The organism is Curtobacterium sp. MCPF17_047 (genome assembly GCF_003234045.1).
Taxonomy (GTDB): domain Bacteria; phylum Actinomycetota; class Actinomycetes; order Actinomycetales; family Microbacteriaceae; genus Curtobacterium.
This window is the reverse complement of record NZ_QKSF01000012.1, coordinates 37,604-51,605: the sequence shown is the minus strand read 5'-3', so window position 1 is coordinate 51,605 and position 14,002 is coordinate 37,604. Positions and strand designations below refer to the sequence as shown.

The window sequence follows — 14,002 nt, the reverse complement described above, 5'->3', positions numbered from 1 at the left end:
GCGTTCGTTCGGGATCAGGTTCGAAGCGGCGTGCGCGACGTTGCCCTGAGCTCAGCTTTTCGCCGAGCACCTTCAGCTTTCTTCTCCCTGCGTCTGGCGAGTTCGACTTCGTCAGGAGCTCCACCGGGAAGGGTCGCGGTGTAGGGGTTGGCGTACTTGCGGTCTCGGGCACGCTGAACGGGTGGCGCCTGCGGGTTCTCTCGCCGGGACTCTTCTGCTTCTGCCTCGAGGAAGTCGGCGATGCGTCTCATGTTGAACGCGACCACCATGATCACGAGGAAGACGTACGCAGCAGCGAAGCCGCGGACCCTGCGACGGTCGTGGTCGTCGAGGTTGCCGTGGTGCGTGCCCTTCAAGCTGCCGTTCAGCGATTCAATCGAATTGCGGGCGTGACTGTGGAAGTCGTGCCATTCCGGTGACCGGTAGGCGAGCCCCTGGAACGCCGGGGGCATGTCCTCAGGGGTGAACTGGACGGAGTGCTGCTTGCAGATGTCGTCCATCAGCGCCCGGTCGGGCAGGTTGGGGTCGTCGTCCTCGATCTCCCACCGGTCTTTGCTGTTCGAGGCTGTCTTGAGCATCTCGCGGAGCGGGCAGATGACGGTCGGACTCTTGCCTGCGGCCGGGCACATCATGTTCACGTTTCCGCGAGCATCCGGCTTCGCTTTCGGGCGCAGTTCGAAGTACCGACGGTTGCCGCGTCGCTTGTGGTACGTCACGTCATCGATACGTCCCTGCATGCGATCCTTCGTGGCGTCGATGATCGACTTTGGAGTAGCCGGGCACATTGCCTTGCCCTCGACGAAGATGGCGCCGCGATGTCCGTCGCCCCACTTGCCTAGACGATCAATCCTGTAATCAGTGCTGGGCAGCCAGCCTCGTGCCGTCGCCGGGATCTGCAGGCGCGACGGGATGGCGTTCGCCCAGTACTCCTTGTCAGCGGCAGCGAGACCGGGCCGGTGGCCATTGTCCGCAATACGGATGAGCAGGTCCGCTGCGGTTTCTGCAACGCCCACGTTCGGCATGCTGAGCGCAGTCGCGAGGATCAACTTCGGGTGTCGCCCGAGGCCGATCCCATCGTCAACGCGCATGGCGATCGATGCCTGCCAACCGACCTTGGTCGTGGGTCTTCCGCTTCCGTACGCCGGAGCGGTGCCGGGCGCGCCATCCTGACGGTCCTCGGTCTCTCGGACGTAGTAGCCCGACCAGGAGTCGACAATTCCGGCTTTCGGCCGACCGGCGGCTTCGAGCGCACGCTGCTCCTGGATCTTCGCCGGAAGCCGTGACGCGGTGACGGTGCGGCTGAGCGGAGACGACATGAATGTCTGGTCAAAGGAGACGTTGACCTTCTCACGTGCGGATGCTCGACGGAGCCGTCGAGGCTGCATGTGGAAGGTCATGTTGACGAGCAAGTCCGCGAAGTCGCCCAGACGCTCGTACATCTTCTTCTCACGCTCGAGGTGGTGAGCTTCGTGCTCGGCGCGCTCTTGGGCGTGCTCCGAGTACGGACGGTTCTCGTAGCGGCTGTACGGGTAGGGGTCCATCAGACCGAGCATGCGCTGGAACGCGTTGCGGCAGTTCTGTTCCCAGTTCCGCTTGCTCTGCAGGCTCGGCTTGCTGTTCGGGTCGGGAAGCCCGAGGAGTTCCCGCGCGTCGTCGTCGATCTGGTTCTTGAAAAAGGAGCCGAGTTGGCGCATCCACAGGGGACGGTTGTCCAGCGCGAGCATGCACAGCCCGGTCAGCAGGGCAAGTCGATTGATGGTGGCCGGTCGACCACCTGCTCCGGGTCGACGTTCCTCCGAGTCGAAACCGTCGAGCAGGAGGTCCGCGCGGGAGGCGAGCAGGCGGCCGCGCATGCGCTTGACGTCGTTGAACGAGTACCGGCGGGCGGCTGCGACGGAGTCCTCGACCTCGTCCTGCTGGATGTCGAGACCACGCGCGTCCAGCATCTTGCCGAGCATCTCGAACGCGTCCGCGTAGAGCTCGTCGGACGGATCGGCCGAGGCGAGTGTCTGCTTCCGGTCAGCGAGCATGCGGGCGGAGGGTGCACCGGTTTCGTTGTCCGGGGTCGAGCGTTCTAGGAGGTCACCGACCGGGGGAGTGCCGTTCGTGATCATCGCGTCACCTCGCGGCCGCCGACGATGGCCTGCAGATGATCGGTGAGCGCGCTCGGCGCGGCGAAGGCGAAGTAGTCGTTAAGTGACGAGACGTTCGCCAGCCCGGCGAGGGCAGCGATGTAGGTGGGCGGAACGCCATTGTCGATCAGACCGACGATCCAGCCAGAGCGCAGCCGCAGGGGGCTCAGGCGTACCTCGGCGGGATGGTCTGAAACGAACGACTGGATCATTCGCGGCGGGTACTCGTCGAGGCGGTACCCGTGGAAGAGGTATTCCTCGGAGTGATCGCATGCAAGTTCGAGAGCGGATGCCCACTGTCGACGGGCGGGAACCCGACGAGCGCGTTCACCGGAGACGTTCACCCACCAGATGCCGTCGATCAATTCGACATCGGACCGCCGGCAAGATGCGATCTCCGCTGCCGTCAGGCCACAACCTGCGCCGAGCGCGAGAAGAGCCCAGGCGTTGCGAGCCTGCAGCTCACTGTTCATGCTGCCCGCCCAGGAAACGAGCTTCCCGAGTTCTGCGTTCGTGTACGGCTTCGAGCGGGTGCTCGGCGGCGGGGCAAGCCGCATCACCTGACGACCGGTGAGCCGTTCGGTGAGCGTCCCGAGGAACCGGGCGATGTCGAAGCGGGACACGTAGCGTATGTGGAGCGTGTCGGTGTTGAGGTAGCGGATGATCACGGAGGGACGAAGGAGAGCGTCGGCGGTCAGGTCGCCGCCGACGTTCGTGTAGACGGACGACACGAAGCCGTTCAGCATCGTCATCGCGCGCCGCGCGTCAGAGATCGACCGCGGCTCTGACGCACGAGCAAGGGCGATGACGTCGTTGCGGATCACTTCGTACACGTGCCTGTTGACCTGTGGTTGAAATTTCTGGATTCGTTGGTCGATGCGGTCGGCCATCGGGGGCTCCATCTGCTCCCGCGGCTGGGGTTCTCGCGGGCTGAGCCGAGCCCCTGACGGGCGGTTCGTGTTCTTGATCACGAGCGCCCTATACCGCGAGCCCCAACCCACCTGTGAGCTGAGGGGCTTTGCCCAGGTCAGGGACTGCTTCGGTACCGATCTAGCGCGGCGAACCGGGTGAGGCCAGCCTCACGCAAGAGGTCTGTGGTCGGTTGGCCCGCGCGGATCCTCCCCGCCAGCCAGGTGGCGCGCATCCGCACAACACGAATGTCCTCGGCGGTTCGATGTCGTTGCACGAAATCGGTGATCTGACCGACGTCCACGGAGTTGCGGCGACGCCTGAAGGCCCACTCGTCCCTGCCCGCCGCTACGACGCGATCAGCAAGCGGAGCGCGCCAGAGGCCATCGACGCTGACGGTGCGCTGGCGCCCTGAAGGAACGGTGACCAACGAGCCGTCAGGGCTGATGTCGCGCACGCGGAGGTTGAGTACCTCTCGAGCAGCGAGACCGCACCCGAGCCCCAATGCGAGGAGCACCCGCGCATCTGTCTGACGCGCGGGCGTGTTCTGTGAAGTTGACCAGGACCACAAGCGAGCGATGTCGGCGGTCGAGTACGGCGTCGTCGGCGCCGATCTGCCGATGGGCCGGAGGTCACGCTGAGAAGCCGTCCCCACGACGTTCGCGACCCGGAGAAGACGTCCTCGGAAGGTGTTGCGGCTTCCTCGCGCGTAGTCGGGCATCCCTGTGGCAACGAACTGTTCGATCACGGCTTGCCGGAAGACCTGACCAGGCTCGAGGTCGAGCCCCCGGTCCTGCCAGCACCAGAGAACGAACGGGGTGACCACTGGGTAGAGCAAACGCGGGTCGAGGTCGAGATGGTCGGCTGCGTCTTCCACGAGCGGTGTGAGGAAGGGCCCTACCGTGTCCCACCAAGGCAGTGCGAGCAGCGGCGTGTACGTCGCGGATGTGCGTTCTGGGTAGGACACAGGAGTCGGCCTTTCAGACGGTGGACGTCAGAACCGTAGTGATCCGCCCGTCCAAAGTCGTCCTGTTCTTGGCTCCAAGTGGGTCTGGATCAGCGCGCCTACCGGATCGAGCACCCGTCCGCGCATAGCGCTTTCGAGGCCGACCCGCGGGCTCGGAAAGGACCGCCGTGTCGACCCCGAACCCCCGATTTGTTCGCCTGCGCGACCGATGGGCAGCGATCGCGACCATGCCGGCCAACCAGCTCACCCCCGATCAGCGCCGCAGCCTCGACTACTACCTCGCAGACGTCGGTGAGGACCCGATACCCACGGCCTCCGTCCAGCGATGGGTGACGACGGTGCACGACCTCGACGCCTTCACGGCGGCGACTGGCCGGCTACCGTCCGCGAGCGCTGCTCGTCCACGCCCGCGAACCGAAGAGCAGCGCCTCGTCGACCGACTCGCCTACCAGCGCCGACCGTCGACGCGTGCGGGCATGACCGAGTACCAGCGGGCGCGACTCGAAATCCTGCCGGGGTTCACATGGGACCCGAGGGACGCAGTGTGGAAGTCCTGGTTGGATGCCCACCAACTCTTCTGGGAAACGGAACAGCGTCCTCCTCGTCGACGCTCATCCGACCCGATCGAGGCATCCATTGCACGTTGGGTCGCCCATCAGCGCAGTCGCGAGGGCCGGGGGCCTCCCAGCAAGCCGACTTCGAGAACTGCGTCAGGTCAGGTACCGCATCCTGTAGCACCATCGGTGCAGGTCGTTGGAAGCTTCAGTCCGTCTCCTATGAGCGGATGGGAAGTCTTCCTCCCGGTGCCCGGTGCCCGGTGCCCGGTGCCTGGTGCCTGGTGCCTGGTGCCTGGTGCCTGGTGCCTGGTGCCCGGTGCCCGGTGCTGTCGATTGAAAAGGCGCGATCATCATGCTCGGGGTGGTGGCAGTCTTCCTCGTGGACCGTCTACGGCCAGCGCAGCTCGCCAAGTGACTCCTCGGCGTCGATGCGCCTCAATTCGGTGTGCCGGTAGACGATCCGCTATTGGGCGGACCGCTGTGACCGCAGATCGCGCAGCTGCTTGCCCGCCGCGTTCTCATTCCATCTGGTGCGCTCGTGGCCGATGATCTGCTCATGGTCGCCGACGTGATCGACTTCCCGCTCACATCGCCACCGGTCGAAGGTGCTTACGCACTGCTTGATCATCAAGCAGCACCATAAGGCGCTGGAGGCGTCCCGCAGCACGATCGGCTAACGGTCACCCGATCGAACGATGCGACGTCTTCCGAGACTCGTAAACGGCAGGAGGAGCACTGGTCCCGCTCCCAGACCCATGCCCGTGAGAGCAACAGCTGTCATCGCCCAGTCACTCTCGGCGACGACTGCGCTACGGTCCGACGGTCCGACGAGCGTGCAGTCGGTGCCAAGCGGCCAGTACGACGGGGTGACACTGATCCCGACCTCCTCCTCGAACTCAGCACCCACAACAGCAGGGTCCGTCAGGCACCCAACTCCATCATCACCGCCGATAAGACGTCCCTGCGCTGCAACAACAGCACCCGCTAGCAGCACAACACCCACGACGACCGCTGTCGCGGCCAAGAACGAGAAGCGCCCCAGCTCATCAGCGGTGGTCGATTGCTTCGCGGGCTCATGGCCACCCAGTCAAGCCCATGGAACGGCCCGTTGGCCGATCGTCTTTCGGACGCAGGCCGTAACTCGAAGCCCGTCGTCGGGCGCCGGTATCTTCGTCTCATGACTCGACCGAACGCCGTATGGCTCGTGTTCCTGCTGCTTGGACTCGTGTTCGGCGCAGCCGCAGTCGTTCTCTTCACGACCGGCTCGGTCAACGTGTTCGCTTGGGTCACGCTCGCCTGCGCCGTCGTCATCCTCGCGAGCGCCGCGGTCGGCTATCGACGTTCTCGGCTCCGTCCTTGATCGCAAAGCGATCGGGACGCGGTGCGCGGTGCGACGAAGATGCAGAAGGGGTGCCCGGAAGGGTCAGCGAAGACAATGAGGGGTTCGTCGACATCGGCGGATCGATCATTCAAAACTGCCGCTCCGAGGCGTAGGGCGCGAGCCCGTTGCTGTTCGAGGGCTGCTGTCGAGTCCACGGTGAGGTCGAGGTGGAGCATCTGCGGGGGTGAGCCTGTCGGCCACTGTGGTCGTGGCAGGTCAGGAGCGAGTTGGAAGGCCAGGCGGCGAGTTCCGTCGTCGGCGGTCAGCACCAACCACTCGGGCTGCTCCGACTCGTCGGCGTCGGGTGCGTCACCATCGCGGTACCGGAGACCCAGGAGCGACCGGTAGAACTCGGCCAGCTCGCGCGGTGCAGGCGTGTCGATGACCGTCTGCAAGAGGTGTGGGACGTCGTCGGAGGAAGGCATGGCCCTGTCTACCGTCCGAACCGTTATCGGCTATCGAGACCGCCCTAGCGCCGTCGAAACGGCGACAAGATGTTTGGTCGAATCGAGTGACACGCGCGCCGTCGCCGAGACTCGCGAGCGGAGTTGGCGACAAGTAGTGAGTCCGTCGACTCAGTTTCGTGTGACTAGGCGGGTGAAAATGTCTGGAAGTTCTTCAGATTCTCAGTTCCGGCCTCAGTTTGTCTCGTATCGGCGTTGACCGCCAGCGTGACTGCTTATCGGAAGTCGTCGTGCACGACGAGCAGGTGCTCGTGATCCGACGGCTCAAGGACGGCCGGAGCTACTGCGTGCTCCCCGGAGGCGGCGTCGAAGAAAGCGAGAACCTACGTGAGGCCTCCCGCCGCGAATTCCGAAGCGACCGGGCTCGACGGCGACGCGGGCGAGCTGCTCGACGTCTCCGTAGGCAGCGATGTGCCTGCGGCGTACTTCGCGGTGCGGCTGACCTGCACAGATGTGTCACTCGGAGGACCGGAGCTACACCGAGCATAGGACTCCGACGAGTACGCCCCCAGCTGGGGCGCCGCGACCTCGCTCGATGATGAATACCTAGCGGGTTGGACGTCGTTTTTGGCGTCGGAGCGAAGATGACGGCAGTTGGCATCGTCGGACTCACCCGTCAGGACCTTTTCGATGACGTGCTACAGAGCCCTGCTTGAGATTTGCCTGCGGATCTGGTCATCTCCAAGGTGTATCCCAAGCTGCCAATCACGACGTACGTGCCTGTCTTCAAGTATCTCGTCGAGGCTGGTCTATGGACGGCTGGCTCATGGCAAGGAGGCTCTGCACTAGAGAAGGCCGCCAAGAGGCGGGCAGAGAGATATGCGGAGCTGTTCGCGAAGCTCGAGGAGCCGGGCGTTCTGTTGTCGGTGGCTGGTCGGCCACCGCAGCTCACTTGGGCCTGCTGAACAGACAGGGCCCCTTTTGCGTCGGATCACGATGAACGTCGATGGAACCGCATACCCGCTGGCGCAAGGCCAGGACCTGCACACGCTTGAAACGGCCGTTGTGGAAGCCGACCGCGCTCGCGCGGTCCTCGTAAAAGTCACCCTGTACGGCAACCGGTCGCTGGACGTGGTCGTCACCCCCGGTGTGCCGATCACGTTCGAGGTTGACGACGTCCCCGACGAGGACCGAGACGACGGCGACCTCTCCAGCCCCTTCAACGTTCCCGACTTCGACTCATTCGACGATCACTCGATCGAGGTGTGAGAGTTAGCCTCCACCCCGGCTGCTCGACGAGATGGCGACCTCAACTACGAGCTGACCCCACCACCCGCCGCGGGTGGTGGGGTGGGTGATCAACCCCTCGCCCCGCCCCGGGCGACCCCACGCACGGAACGAATCGGCGCTTTGGGATCGTCCCTGTTGCCGCCAGCGCCAGCAGCAGAGGGCCGTCAGTGCCACCTAGCGAATGGGTGACTGAGGGCGCTGCCGTTGGTCCCGTTCGTGGTCAGTCGAGTGCAGACGTCTCACGTGATGAGACCTTCCGTGTCAGGTGGCGATGACTGCGGCGCCTGCTGCGGACAGTACGTCTCCCTGTTTGTCGGTAATGACGGTGCAGTCGGCGAGGGGGAACGCGTGGCAGAGCGAGATGTGGTCGAACTTGCTGCTGTCGGCGAGGACGTACGTGTGCCGGCTATGTGCGTGCACGACTCGCTTCTTCGTCGCTTCGCGGATGTCGAAGGTGGTGACACCGGCATCCGCGTCGATGCCGGTCACGCCGATGAAGGCCTTGTCGAAGTAGAGGTCGTTGAGTTCACGGTCTGTGATGGGGCCGGCGACGGAACCGATGTCGGGCAGGAGGTCACCGCCGAGGACTGTCACCGTCACGGTCGGCGCGATGGGGAGCGCGAGTGCGTGCGTGTTCGACGTGATGACGTGCACGGTGATGCCGTGCAGCGCACGCATGACCTCTGTCGCTGTCGTCCCTGAGTCGAGGTAGATCGTGTCCCCGTCGCTGATGAGGGCGGCGGCCGCTTCTGCGATCGAACGCTTCTCGTCGGGGTTGATCAACGACTTCGCGGCAACGGGCACTTCGGTTGCTGCGTCTTCGAGCCGGATCGCCCCTCCACGGAGGCTGACGATGCGTCCGGTTTCCTCGAGCGCTTTGATGTCGCGTCGTACTGTCGATGGTGATGCGCCGGTGGCGTCGATCAACGCATCGATGGTGACCGGTTCTCCGGATGATGCTTGGTCGAGGATGAGCTGGTGTCGCTCAAAGGACTTCACGGCTGAGCACCTCGTGGGTAGGCATGCTGGACTGTGCTCCGAGACCTTCGACGGTGATCGACGCGACACGTGATGCGTCTGCCGCCGCGGCGAAGGGGTCGGCACCGCCGACGAGCGCGTGGGCGAAGGCTCCAATGAAGGAGTCTCCAGCGCCAGTGGAGTCGACGGCGTGGGTCGGGATCGCTTCAATGAAGACGACGTCCTCGCCGGTCGCAACATAGCAGCCTCGGCTTCCGAGGGTGAGGACGACGCTGGAGCAGTAGTCGCGCAGCCGGTCGACAGCTTCGCGCATGGCCCGGTCGTCGTGGACGTCGCCGAGGTCACGGCCGATGTAGGCGGCAGCCTCGTCTTCGTTGACGACGAACCATGCGCACTGACGGCTCACGCGGGTCGGCACCGGGCGAGCCGGTGCTGCGTTGTAGATCACGGGGGTACCTGCGGCCACTGCGAGTTGCACGGCACGCTCGTTCGCCTCCGCGGGGATCTCGTTCTGGATCACCGCAGCACCAGCGCCGGCGAACAGCTCCCGGTTCTCCTCGACCCACGCCGCGTCGACAGCACCGTTGGCACCCTCGAAGATCGTCGCGTAGACATCGCCTTCGCCGGTGACGTGAACGATGCCGAGTCCGTTGCCGAGATCGGTCGGACGCATGTGGCACTCGACGCCCTGACTCCGCAGGTTGTCGAGGCTGATCTGCCCGAGCTGATCACCACCGGTCGAGCCGATGAATCGCACCTGCGAGCCCAGGCGAGCAGCCTGCACCGCCTGGTTCGCTCCCTTGCCGCCGAAGGCTCCACGGAGATCCGATGCGACGTACGTCTCGCCCCGGCGTGGAAGCCGGTCCTGCGTGACGATGTAGTCGTAGTTCACGCTGCCGATGACCAGAACGTGACCGCTCGCCATGGGGACCTCCACCTCGTCGTGTCGCTGGTCGAAGCCAGCCGGTTCGTGCCATCCGCTGCGCTCAGCGCCGAGGACGGCCCGTCGAGCATACGACGCCGCTGACCACTGTTGTCAACCGAACCGCGTCCGCAATGACGCAGAACGGAAAAAGTTGACCACGGTTGTCATCCCTGTTACGTTCGCCGCCATGAAGTTCGCTACTCGTCTCAACTCATTCGTCAGCGGCGGCGACGTGTCCGCCGCCCTCCGCCGCGTCGCCGCGACCGACGCCATCGACTACGTCGACCTCAACTACCCCGAGCACTTCGAGAACCTCGACCCTGCCGCCATGAAAGCGCTGCTCGATGAACTCGGGCTTACCCTCAACGGGACCGCGACCCGGTTCCGGAAGCAGTTCGTCGCGGGCGAGTTCAGCAACCCGGACGAAACGATCCGTCGGGCTGCGATCGACCTCGCGAAGGAAGCCATCGACGCGTCTGCCACCTGCGGCAGCGACCTGCTCACCGTCTGGCTCGGCTTCGACGGCTATGACTTCACGTTCCAGAAGGACTACGCCAAGGACCTGCAGCGCATCGTCGAGGCGTTCCAGGAACTCGCCGACTACCGCCCCGACTTTCGCATCAGCATCGAGTACAAGCCCTACGAAGAGCGCGTGCACTCGATGATCAACAGCTTCGGCCAGACCCTCGACATCATCAAGCGGATCGACCGACCCAACCTCGGCGCGACGCTCGACTTCGCGCACATGCTCATGGCCGGCGACCAGCCCGGCTTCGGTGCCTCGCTCCTGCTCGAGGACGGCAAGCTGTTCGGCATCCACCTCAACGACGGCAACAACGCCCACGACGACGGCCTGCTGATCGGCTCGATCCACCCGTTCGAGACGATGGAGATGATCTACTTCCTCCTCCGCTACGAGTGGGATGGCGTCATCTACTTCGACACCTTCCCGATCCGGGAGGACGCGCAGGACGAGGCGGAGACCAACCGCGCCACCGTCGAGCTGTTCTTCGAGAAGGTGAAGGCCGTCGGCGTCGACCGCATCACGGACGTGATCCGGTCGCAGGACGGCATCGCCGCGCAGCAGCTCCGGAACGAGCTCCTCGGCATCGGCGCTGCCAAGTACGCCGCCGAACTGACGCGCTGAACACCCGGGCCGACCGGTGGCGGACTTCAGCCGGTCGGCCCGTCGCACGCCGAAGGCGTGCACCTGAACACACTTTCCCAATGACGTGAATTGAAAGGTCGGTTCTCACGTGAACCGTGTACTGGACCGTATCGGTCTGCCGAGCAACCTCATCTGGGGCTACATCGGCCTCGTGTTCTTCATGATCGGCGACGGAGTCGAGCAAGGCTGGATCTCCCCGTGGCTCGTCTCCCGGGGAGTCGCCGTGCCCGACACCGCGCTCCTGATCACCGTGTACGGCATCACCGTCGCGATCGCAGCCTGGCTCTCCGGTGTCCTCGTGCAGACGCTCGGCCCCCGCAAGGTCATGCTCATCGCCACCGGCGCCTTCGTCGTCGGCAGCGTCGGGTTCATCGGATACGGAGTCGCCGCGCTCGACTGGCCGGTCATGCTGGTCTGTTACGCGATCCGCGGGCTGGGCTACCCGCTGTTCGCGTTCTCGTTCCTCACCTGGATCAACTACAGCGCCCCGTTGGAGCGCCGTGGCATGGCCGCCGGCTGGTTCTGGTTCATGTTCTCCCTCGGCCTCAGCGTCGTCGGACCGTTCTACTCATCCATCGTGCTCCCGGTCCTCGGCCACATCGCCGTCCTCTGGACTGGCCTGGCCTTCGTCATCATCGGCACGATCATCGGTGTGTTCGTCAACAAGGCGACGATCCCGAAATCCGAACTGCACCCGTTCAGCGCCAAGGAACTGTCGAAGGCAGTCACCCTCCTCGGCCGACCGCGGGTCTCCGCCGGCCTGGTCGTCAAGACGATCAACGGGATCGCCCAGTACGGCCTGCCCGTGTTCATGCCGCTCTACCTCGCCACCTTCGGCTACACCACCACACAGTGGCTGCAGATGTGGTCGCTCGTCTTCACCGTTGCGATCTTCGCCAACCTGTTCTTCGGGTACGTCGGTGACAAGATCGGCTGGCGTCGCACCATCGGATGGGTCGGTGGTGTCGCCTACGCCGTCGTCCTCGTCGTCCTGTTCTTCACCCCGCAGGTCATCGGCCACAACGTCACCCTCATGACCCTCGTGCTCTGCCTCTGCGGCGTCACCATGGCCGGGTACGTCCCGCTCTCGGCACTGTTCCCGCTCCTCGCTCCCGACAACAAGGGCGCATCGATGAGCATCCTGAACCTCGGGGCCGGGTTGTCGACCTTCGTGGCTCCCGCCATCGCGGGCCTCTTCTACGAATCGCTCGGAGCCGGAGGAGTTCTCGGGATCTACGCCGGTCTCTACATCCTGAGCGCCGTCCTGACGCCGTTCCTCAAGACCCCGGACGAAGTCACCCGTTCGAAGCGCGGGTCGAGCGAAGCGGTCCCCTCAGCAGAAGCCGTGCCAGTCGCGCAGCAGTAACGAATCGCCGTGATCGGTTGACGGGGCCCGGACGCGTTGCGTTCCGGGCCCTTCCGCTTTCCGCGCGCAGTCGGTGTCCTCCTCGGGAGACGGGGATCACCGCGGTGGACAACCATGTCCTGCGTCGGAGGCGAGAAAGGCTGCCGCCCGCTGTAGTCGTCGGGTCGGCCGAAGTAGTCAGACAGTGTTGCATGAGGACTCAGTATCACGCTGGAGTCGATGACGCCGCTGGCGCTGCCGCTCTCTAGTACAAGCCCCGTACTTGTGGACGGTCATGGGCATCTCGACCGCGGCCTCGGTCGCAACTGCCATTTCGTCGTCCCCGGGTGCTGAAGGGTGGCACCGGTTGCGAAAGCTCGACGCTTCCTTCGATCCCGTCCGGACCGGCCAGTGCCTGCGAACTAGGACGGCACGCGTAGCCCGGTCCGGATCCGGCGGTCGGAGCTCTCTCTCTGTAGGTCACGATGAGCGTCAGCACGTCACGGCACTGGTATGGCTCGCCCTCGGTCGGACTGCCCCTAGTTCCGGTGCTGCGTATTGCGAACGAGCCGACGGGCTAATAGGCAGCAGTCGCGCTTCCTGGCGGCCTCCGTCTGCAACACTGTGTTCATGCGCATAGCTCTCCTGGGGACAGGTCGGTTCGCGACGGATTTCGCTCCCGCTCTCGTCCGCGCGGGTCATGACGTCATCTTCGGGTCACGGCACCGCAGGGAGGAACTCCTCGCTGGCGCGCTAGTGGTGTCCACTGCGGAAGCCATCGCTCGTGCCGACGTCATTGTTGTCGCGCTTCCCGGGGAGACAGCACTTGCGTTCTTGCCCGAGTTTGAGGAAGCGCTGCAAGGCAAGGTGGTTCTCGATGTGAGTAACGCCTTCACCTCTGATGGCGGCCTTCGCTTCCCCAACAGCAGTGTCGGCGAGCAGCTGCAGGACCTGTTGCCGTCGTCTCTGGTGGTGAAGTCGTTGAACAACATGGCTGGGTACATAGCTGGCGACCCGTCGGCGCTCAGCGAGACGACCGTGTTTCTGTCCGGCAACGACGAGCGCGCCAAACGTGTTGTGAGCGACCTGCTGGTCAGCATCGGGTGGAGCGAAGCGGCGCAGATTGACCTCGGCGACATCACGACTTCTCGAGCGGTTGAGCATCTCGGTTTGTTGTTTTGGGCACTAGTGCGGAAGTACGGCACAGGAGAGTTCAACTACCGCGTCGTGCTTGCCGACGGAGTCGCTGGTGGGTTATGAGCCGTTCGACTCGAGTTTGAGTAGATGCGAGTACTGCCGCTCCTGGTAGAGCCCGTGGACTGTGACCAGCACGAGCGTGGCACCGATACCGACTCCGATCGCCGTACCTGAGGACGTCGCTTTCGCGAGGAACAGCGCGACGCCAGCTCCGGCAACGATCGAGTTCACGCCCGCTATTGCCGAGGACAGGGTGAAGAACACTCCGCTCCACGAGCCGCGCCACCCGATCTCCAGCATCTCGTTTGGAGCTCGTGCCTCATCCGGGAGGGGGAAGTACGCAGCGGCTCCGGGGAGCAAGCTGCCGTACCAGCGCCGGATGCGTTGCATCGCGATGAGGGCTGCGACGTCCTCGAGTGAGGTCTGCACCAGGCGAACGTAGGTGAAGACGCCGAGCAACACGATCACGGGGATCACCACAGCGAGATAGCCGAGTGCGTACTCGGTCCTCGCGAGGAACCCGTAGGCGACGAGCGCACTGGAAAGTGTCATGAGGTAGATCGACGCTCTGGACGACGACTCGGATACAGTCACCCCGCGGACGGACTGGAGTACGAAGTGCTCCGTGAGGAGTGCGTTGAAGAACGCGAGCGGTCGATCTGAGAGAACAGCCGCGGCCTCCTCAGCGGGGGGAGGCGCATCAACTGGTTCTTCCGAGCGGTCCTCGTTCATGTGCGACCTCTGCTGTG

General features: G+C 64.5%; 14 protein-coding genes. 6 read left to right on the top strand and 8 right to left on the bottom strand.

The genetic code is table 11. From position 1 onward, the window contains the following. Positions 1–14: 14 nt before the first annotated feature. The 4 genes from DEJ33_RS12895 to DEJ33_RS17310 all read right to left on the bottom strand — a co-directional run bounded on the left by DEJ33_RS12895 (position 15) and on the right by DEJ33_RS17310 (position 5,193). Positions 15–2,114, bottom strand: coding sequence for a hypothetical protein (locus DEJ33_RS12895; protein ID WP_111078893.1), 2,100 nt, complete (start codon positions 2,112–2,114; stop codon positions 15–17). Then, entirely contained in the window at positions 2,111–3,022 is a 912-nt protein-coding gene (locus DEJ33_RS12890) for a site-specific integrase (RefSeq protein WP_181432962.1), read from the bottom strand. The genes DEJ33_RS12895 and DEJ33_RS12890 overlap by 4 nt, the downstream gene beginning before the upstream one ends. A gap of 137 nt (positions 3,023–3,159) precedes the next feature. Next, complete coding sequence (locus DEJ33_RS12885; RefSeq protein WP_111078895.1) at positions 3,160–3,918, bottom strand: hypothetical protein; 759 nt, start codon at positions 3,916–3,918, stop codon at positions 3,160–3,162. Between the two features lie 1,110 nt (positions 3,919–5,028). Then, complete coding sequence (locus tag DEJ33_RS17310) at positions 5,029–5,193, bottom strand: hypothetical protein (protein WP_181432961.1); 165 nt, start codon at positions 5,191–5,193, stop codon at positions 5,029–5,031. A 549-nt stretch (positions 5,194–5,742) separates the two neighbouring features. Here DEJ33_RS17310 and DEJ33_RS16970 point away from each other — a divergent pair. Next, entirely contained in the window at positions 5,743–5,925 is a 183-nt protein-coding gene (locus DEJ33_RS16970; protein ID WP_146234129.1) for a hypothetical protein, read from the top strand. Here DEJ33_RS16970 and DEJ33_RS12870 read toward each other — a convergent pair. Next, positions 5,898–6,371, bottom strand: coding sequence for a VOC family protein (locus DEJ33_RS12870; RefSeq protein WP_111078898.1), 474 nt, complete (start codon positions 6,369–6,371; stop codon positions 5,898–5,900). The genes DEJ33_RS16970 and DEJ33_RS12870 overlap by 28 nt on opposite strands. Before the next feature lie 269 nt (positions 6,372–6,640). Here DEJ33_RS12870 and DEJ33_RS17780 point away from each other — a divergent pair, with 269 nt between their 5' ends. Together DEJ33_RS17780 and DEJ33_RS12860 are read left to right on the top strand one after the other, a co-directional pair. Beyond that, complete coding sequence (locus DEJ33_RS17780) at positions 6,641–6,949, top strand: NUDIX domain-containing protein (protein WP_181432960.1); 309 nt, start codon at positions 6,641–6,643, stop codon at positions 6,947–6,949. A gap of 397 nt (positions 6,950–7,346) precedes the next feature. Then, the gene (locus DEJ33_RS12860) at positions 7,347–7,619 is read left to right on the top strand and encodes a hypothetical protein (RefSeq protein ID WP_146242627.1); all 273 of its coding nucleotides are present in this window, start codon (positions 7,347–7,349) and stop codon (positions 7,617–7,619) included. 282 nt (positions 7,620–7,901) lie between these two features. Here the strand turns inward: DEJ33_RS12860 and DEJ33_RS12855 are convergent, their stop codons facing one another. After that, complete coding sequence (locus DEJ33_RS12855; RefSeq protein WP_181432959.1) at positions 7,902–8,639, bottom strand: DeoR/GlpR family DNA-binding transcription regulator; 738 nt, start codon at positions 8,637–8,639, stop codon at positions 7,902–7,904. After that, positions 8,626–9,543: a ribokinase gene (locus tag DEJ33_RS12850; RefSeq protein WP_111078902.1), complete on the bottom strand. Its 918-nt coding sequence runs from the start codon at positions 9,541–9,543 to the stop codon at positions 8,626–8,628. Before DEJ33_RS12850 ends, DEJ33_RS12855 begins: the two co-directional genes overlap by 14 nt. Positions 9,544–9,730: 187 nt before the next feature. On the opposite strand from DEJ33_RS12850, the gene DEJ33_RS12845 reads away from it, so the two are divergent. From DEJ33_RS12845 to DEJ33_RS12835, 3 genes are all read left to right on the top strand, one after another. Beyond that, complete coding sequence (locus DEJ33_RS12845; protein WP_181432958.1) at positions 9,731–10,690, top strand: sugar phosphate isomerase/epimerase; 960 nt, start codon at positions 9,731–9,733, stop codon at positions 10,688–10,690. A 109-nt stretch (positions 10,691–10,799) separates the two neighbouring features. Then, positions 10,800–12,077 carry an MFS transporter gene (locus DEJ33_RS12840; RefSeq protein WP_220034049.1) on the top strand — a complete coding sequence of 426 codons (1,278 nt, stop codon included), beginning with the start codon at positions 10,800–10,802 and terminating at the stop codon, positions 12,075–12,077. 609 nt (positions 12,078–12,686) lie between these two features. After that, entirely contained in the window at positions 12,687–13,316 is a 630-nt protein-coding gene (locus tag DEJ33_RS12835; protein WP_146242625.1) for an NADPH-dependent F420 reductase, read from the top strand. Here the strand turns inward: DEJ33_RS12835 and DEJ33_RS12830 are convergent. Further along, positions 13,311–13,985, bottom strand: a complete 675-nt coding sequence (locus DEJ33_RS12830; protein ID WP_111044989.1) for a hypothetical protein — start codon at positions 13,983–13,985, stop codon at positions 13,311–13,313. The two genes, DEJ33_RS12835 and DEJ33_RS12830, sit on opposite strands and share 6 nt — an antisense overlap. Positions 13,986–14,002: the final 17 nt, after the last annotated feature.

Excerpts from the sequence above, each read along its gene's own strand:
- DEJ33_RS12895 (WP_111078893.1), bottom strand. The coding sequence starts at position 2,114 with ATGATCACGAACGGCACTCCCCCGGTCGGTGACCTCCTAGAACGCTCG.
- DEJ33_RS12890 (WP_181432962.1), bottom strand. The coding sequence starts at position 3,022 with ATGGCCGACCGCATCGACCAACGAATCCAGAAATTTCAACCACAGGTC.
- DEJ33_RS17310 (WP_181432961.1), bottom strand. The coding sequence starts at position 5,193 with ATGATCAAGCAGTGCGTAAGCACCTTCGACCGGTGGCGATGTGAGCGG.
- DEJ33_RS16970 (WP_146234129.1), top strand. The coding sequence starts at position 5,743 with ATGACTCGACCGAACGCCGTATGGCTCGTGTTCCTGCTGCTTGGACTC.
- DEJ33_RS12870 (WP_111078898.1), bottom strand. The coding sequence starts at position 6,371 with ATGCCTTCCTCCGACGACGTCCCACACCTCTTGCAGACGGTCATCGAC.
- DEJ33_RS12860 (WP_146242627.1), top strand. The coding sequence starts at position 7,347 with ATGAACGTCGATGGAACCGCATACCCGCTGGCGCAAGGCCAGGACCTG.
- DEJ33_RS12850 (WP_111078902.1), bottom strand. The coding sequence starts at position 9,543 with ATGGCGAGCGGTCACGTTCTGGTCATCGGCAGCGTGAACTACGACTAC.
- DEJ33_RS12845 (WP_181432958.1), top strand. The coding sequence starts at position 9,731 with ATGAAGTTCGCTACTCGTCTCAACTCATTCGTCAGCGGCGGCGACGTG.
- DEJ33_RS12835 (WP_146242625.1), top strand. The coding sequence starts at position 12,687 with ATGCGCATAGCTCTCCTGGGGACAGGTCGGTTCGCGACGGATTTCGCT.
- DEJ33_RS12830 (WP_111044989.1), bottom strand. The coding sequence starts at position 13,985 with ATGAACGAGGACCGCTCGGAAGAACCAGTTGATGCGCCTCCCCCCGCT.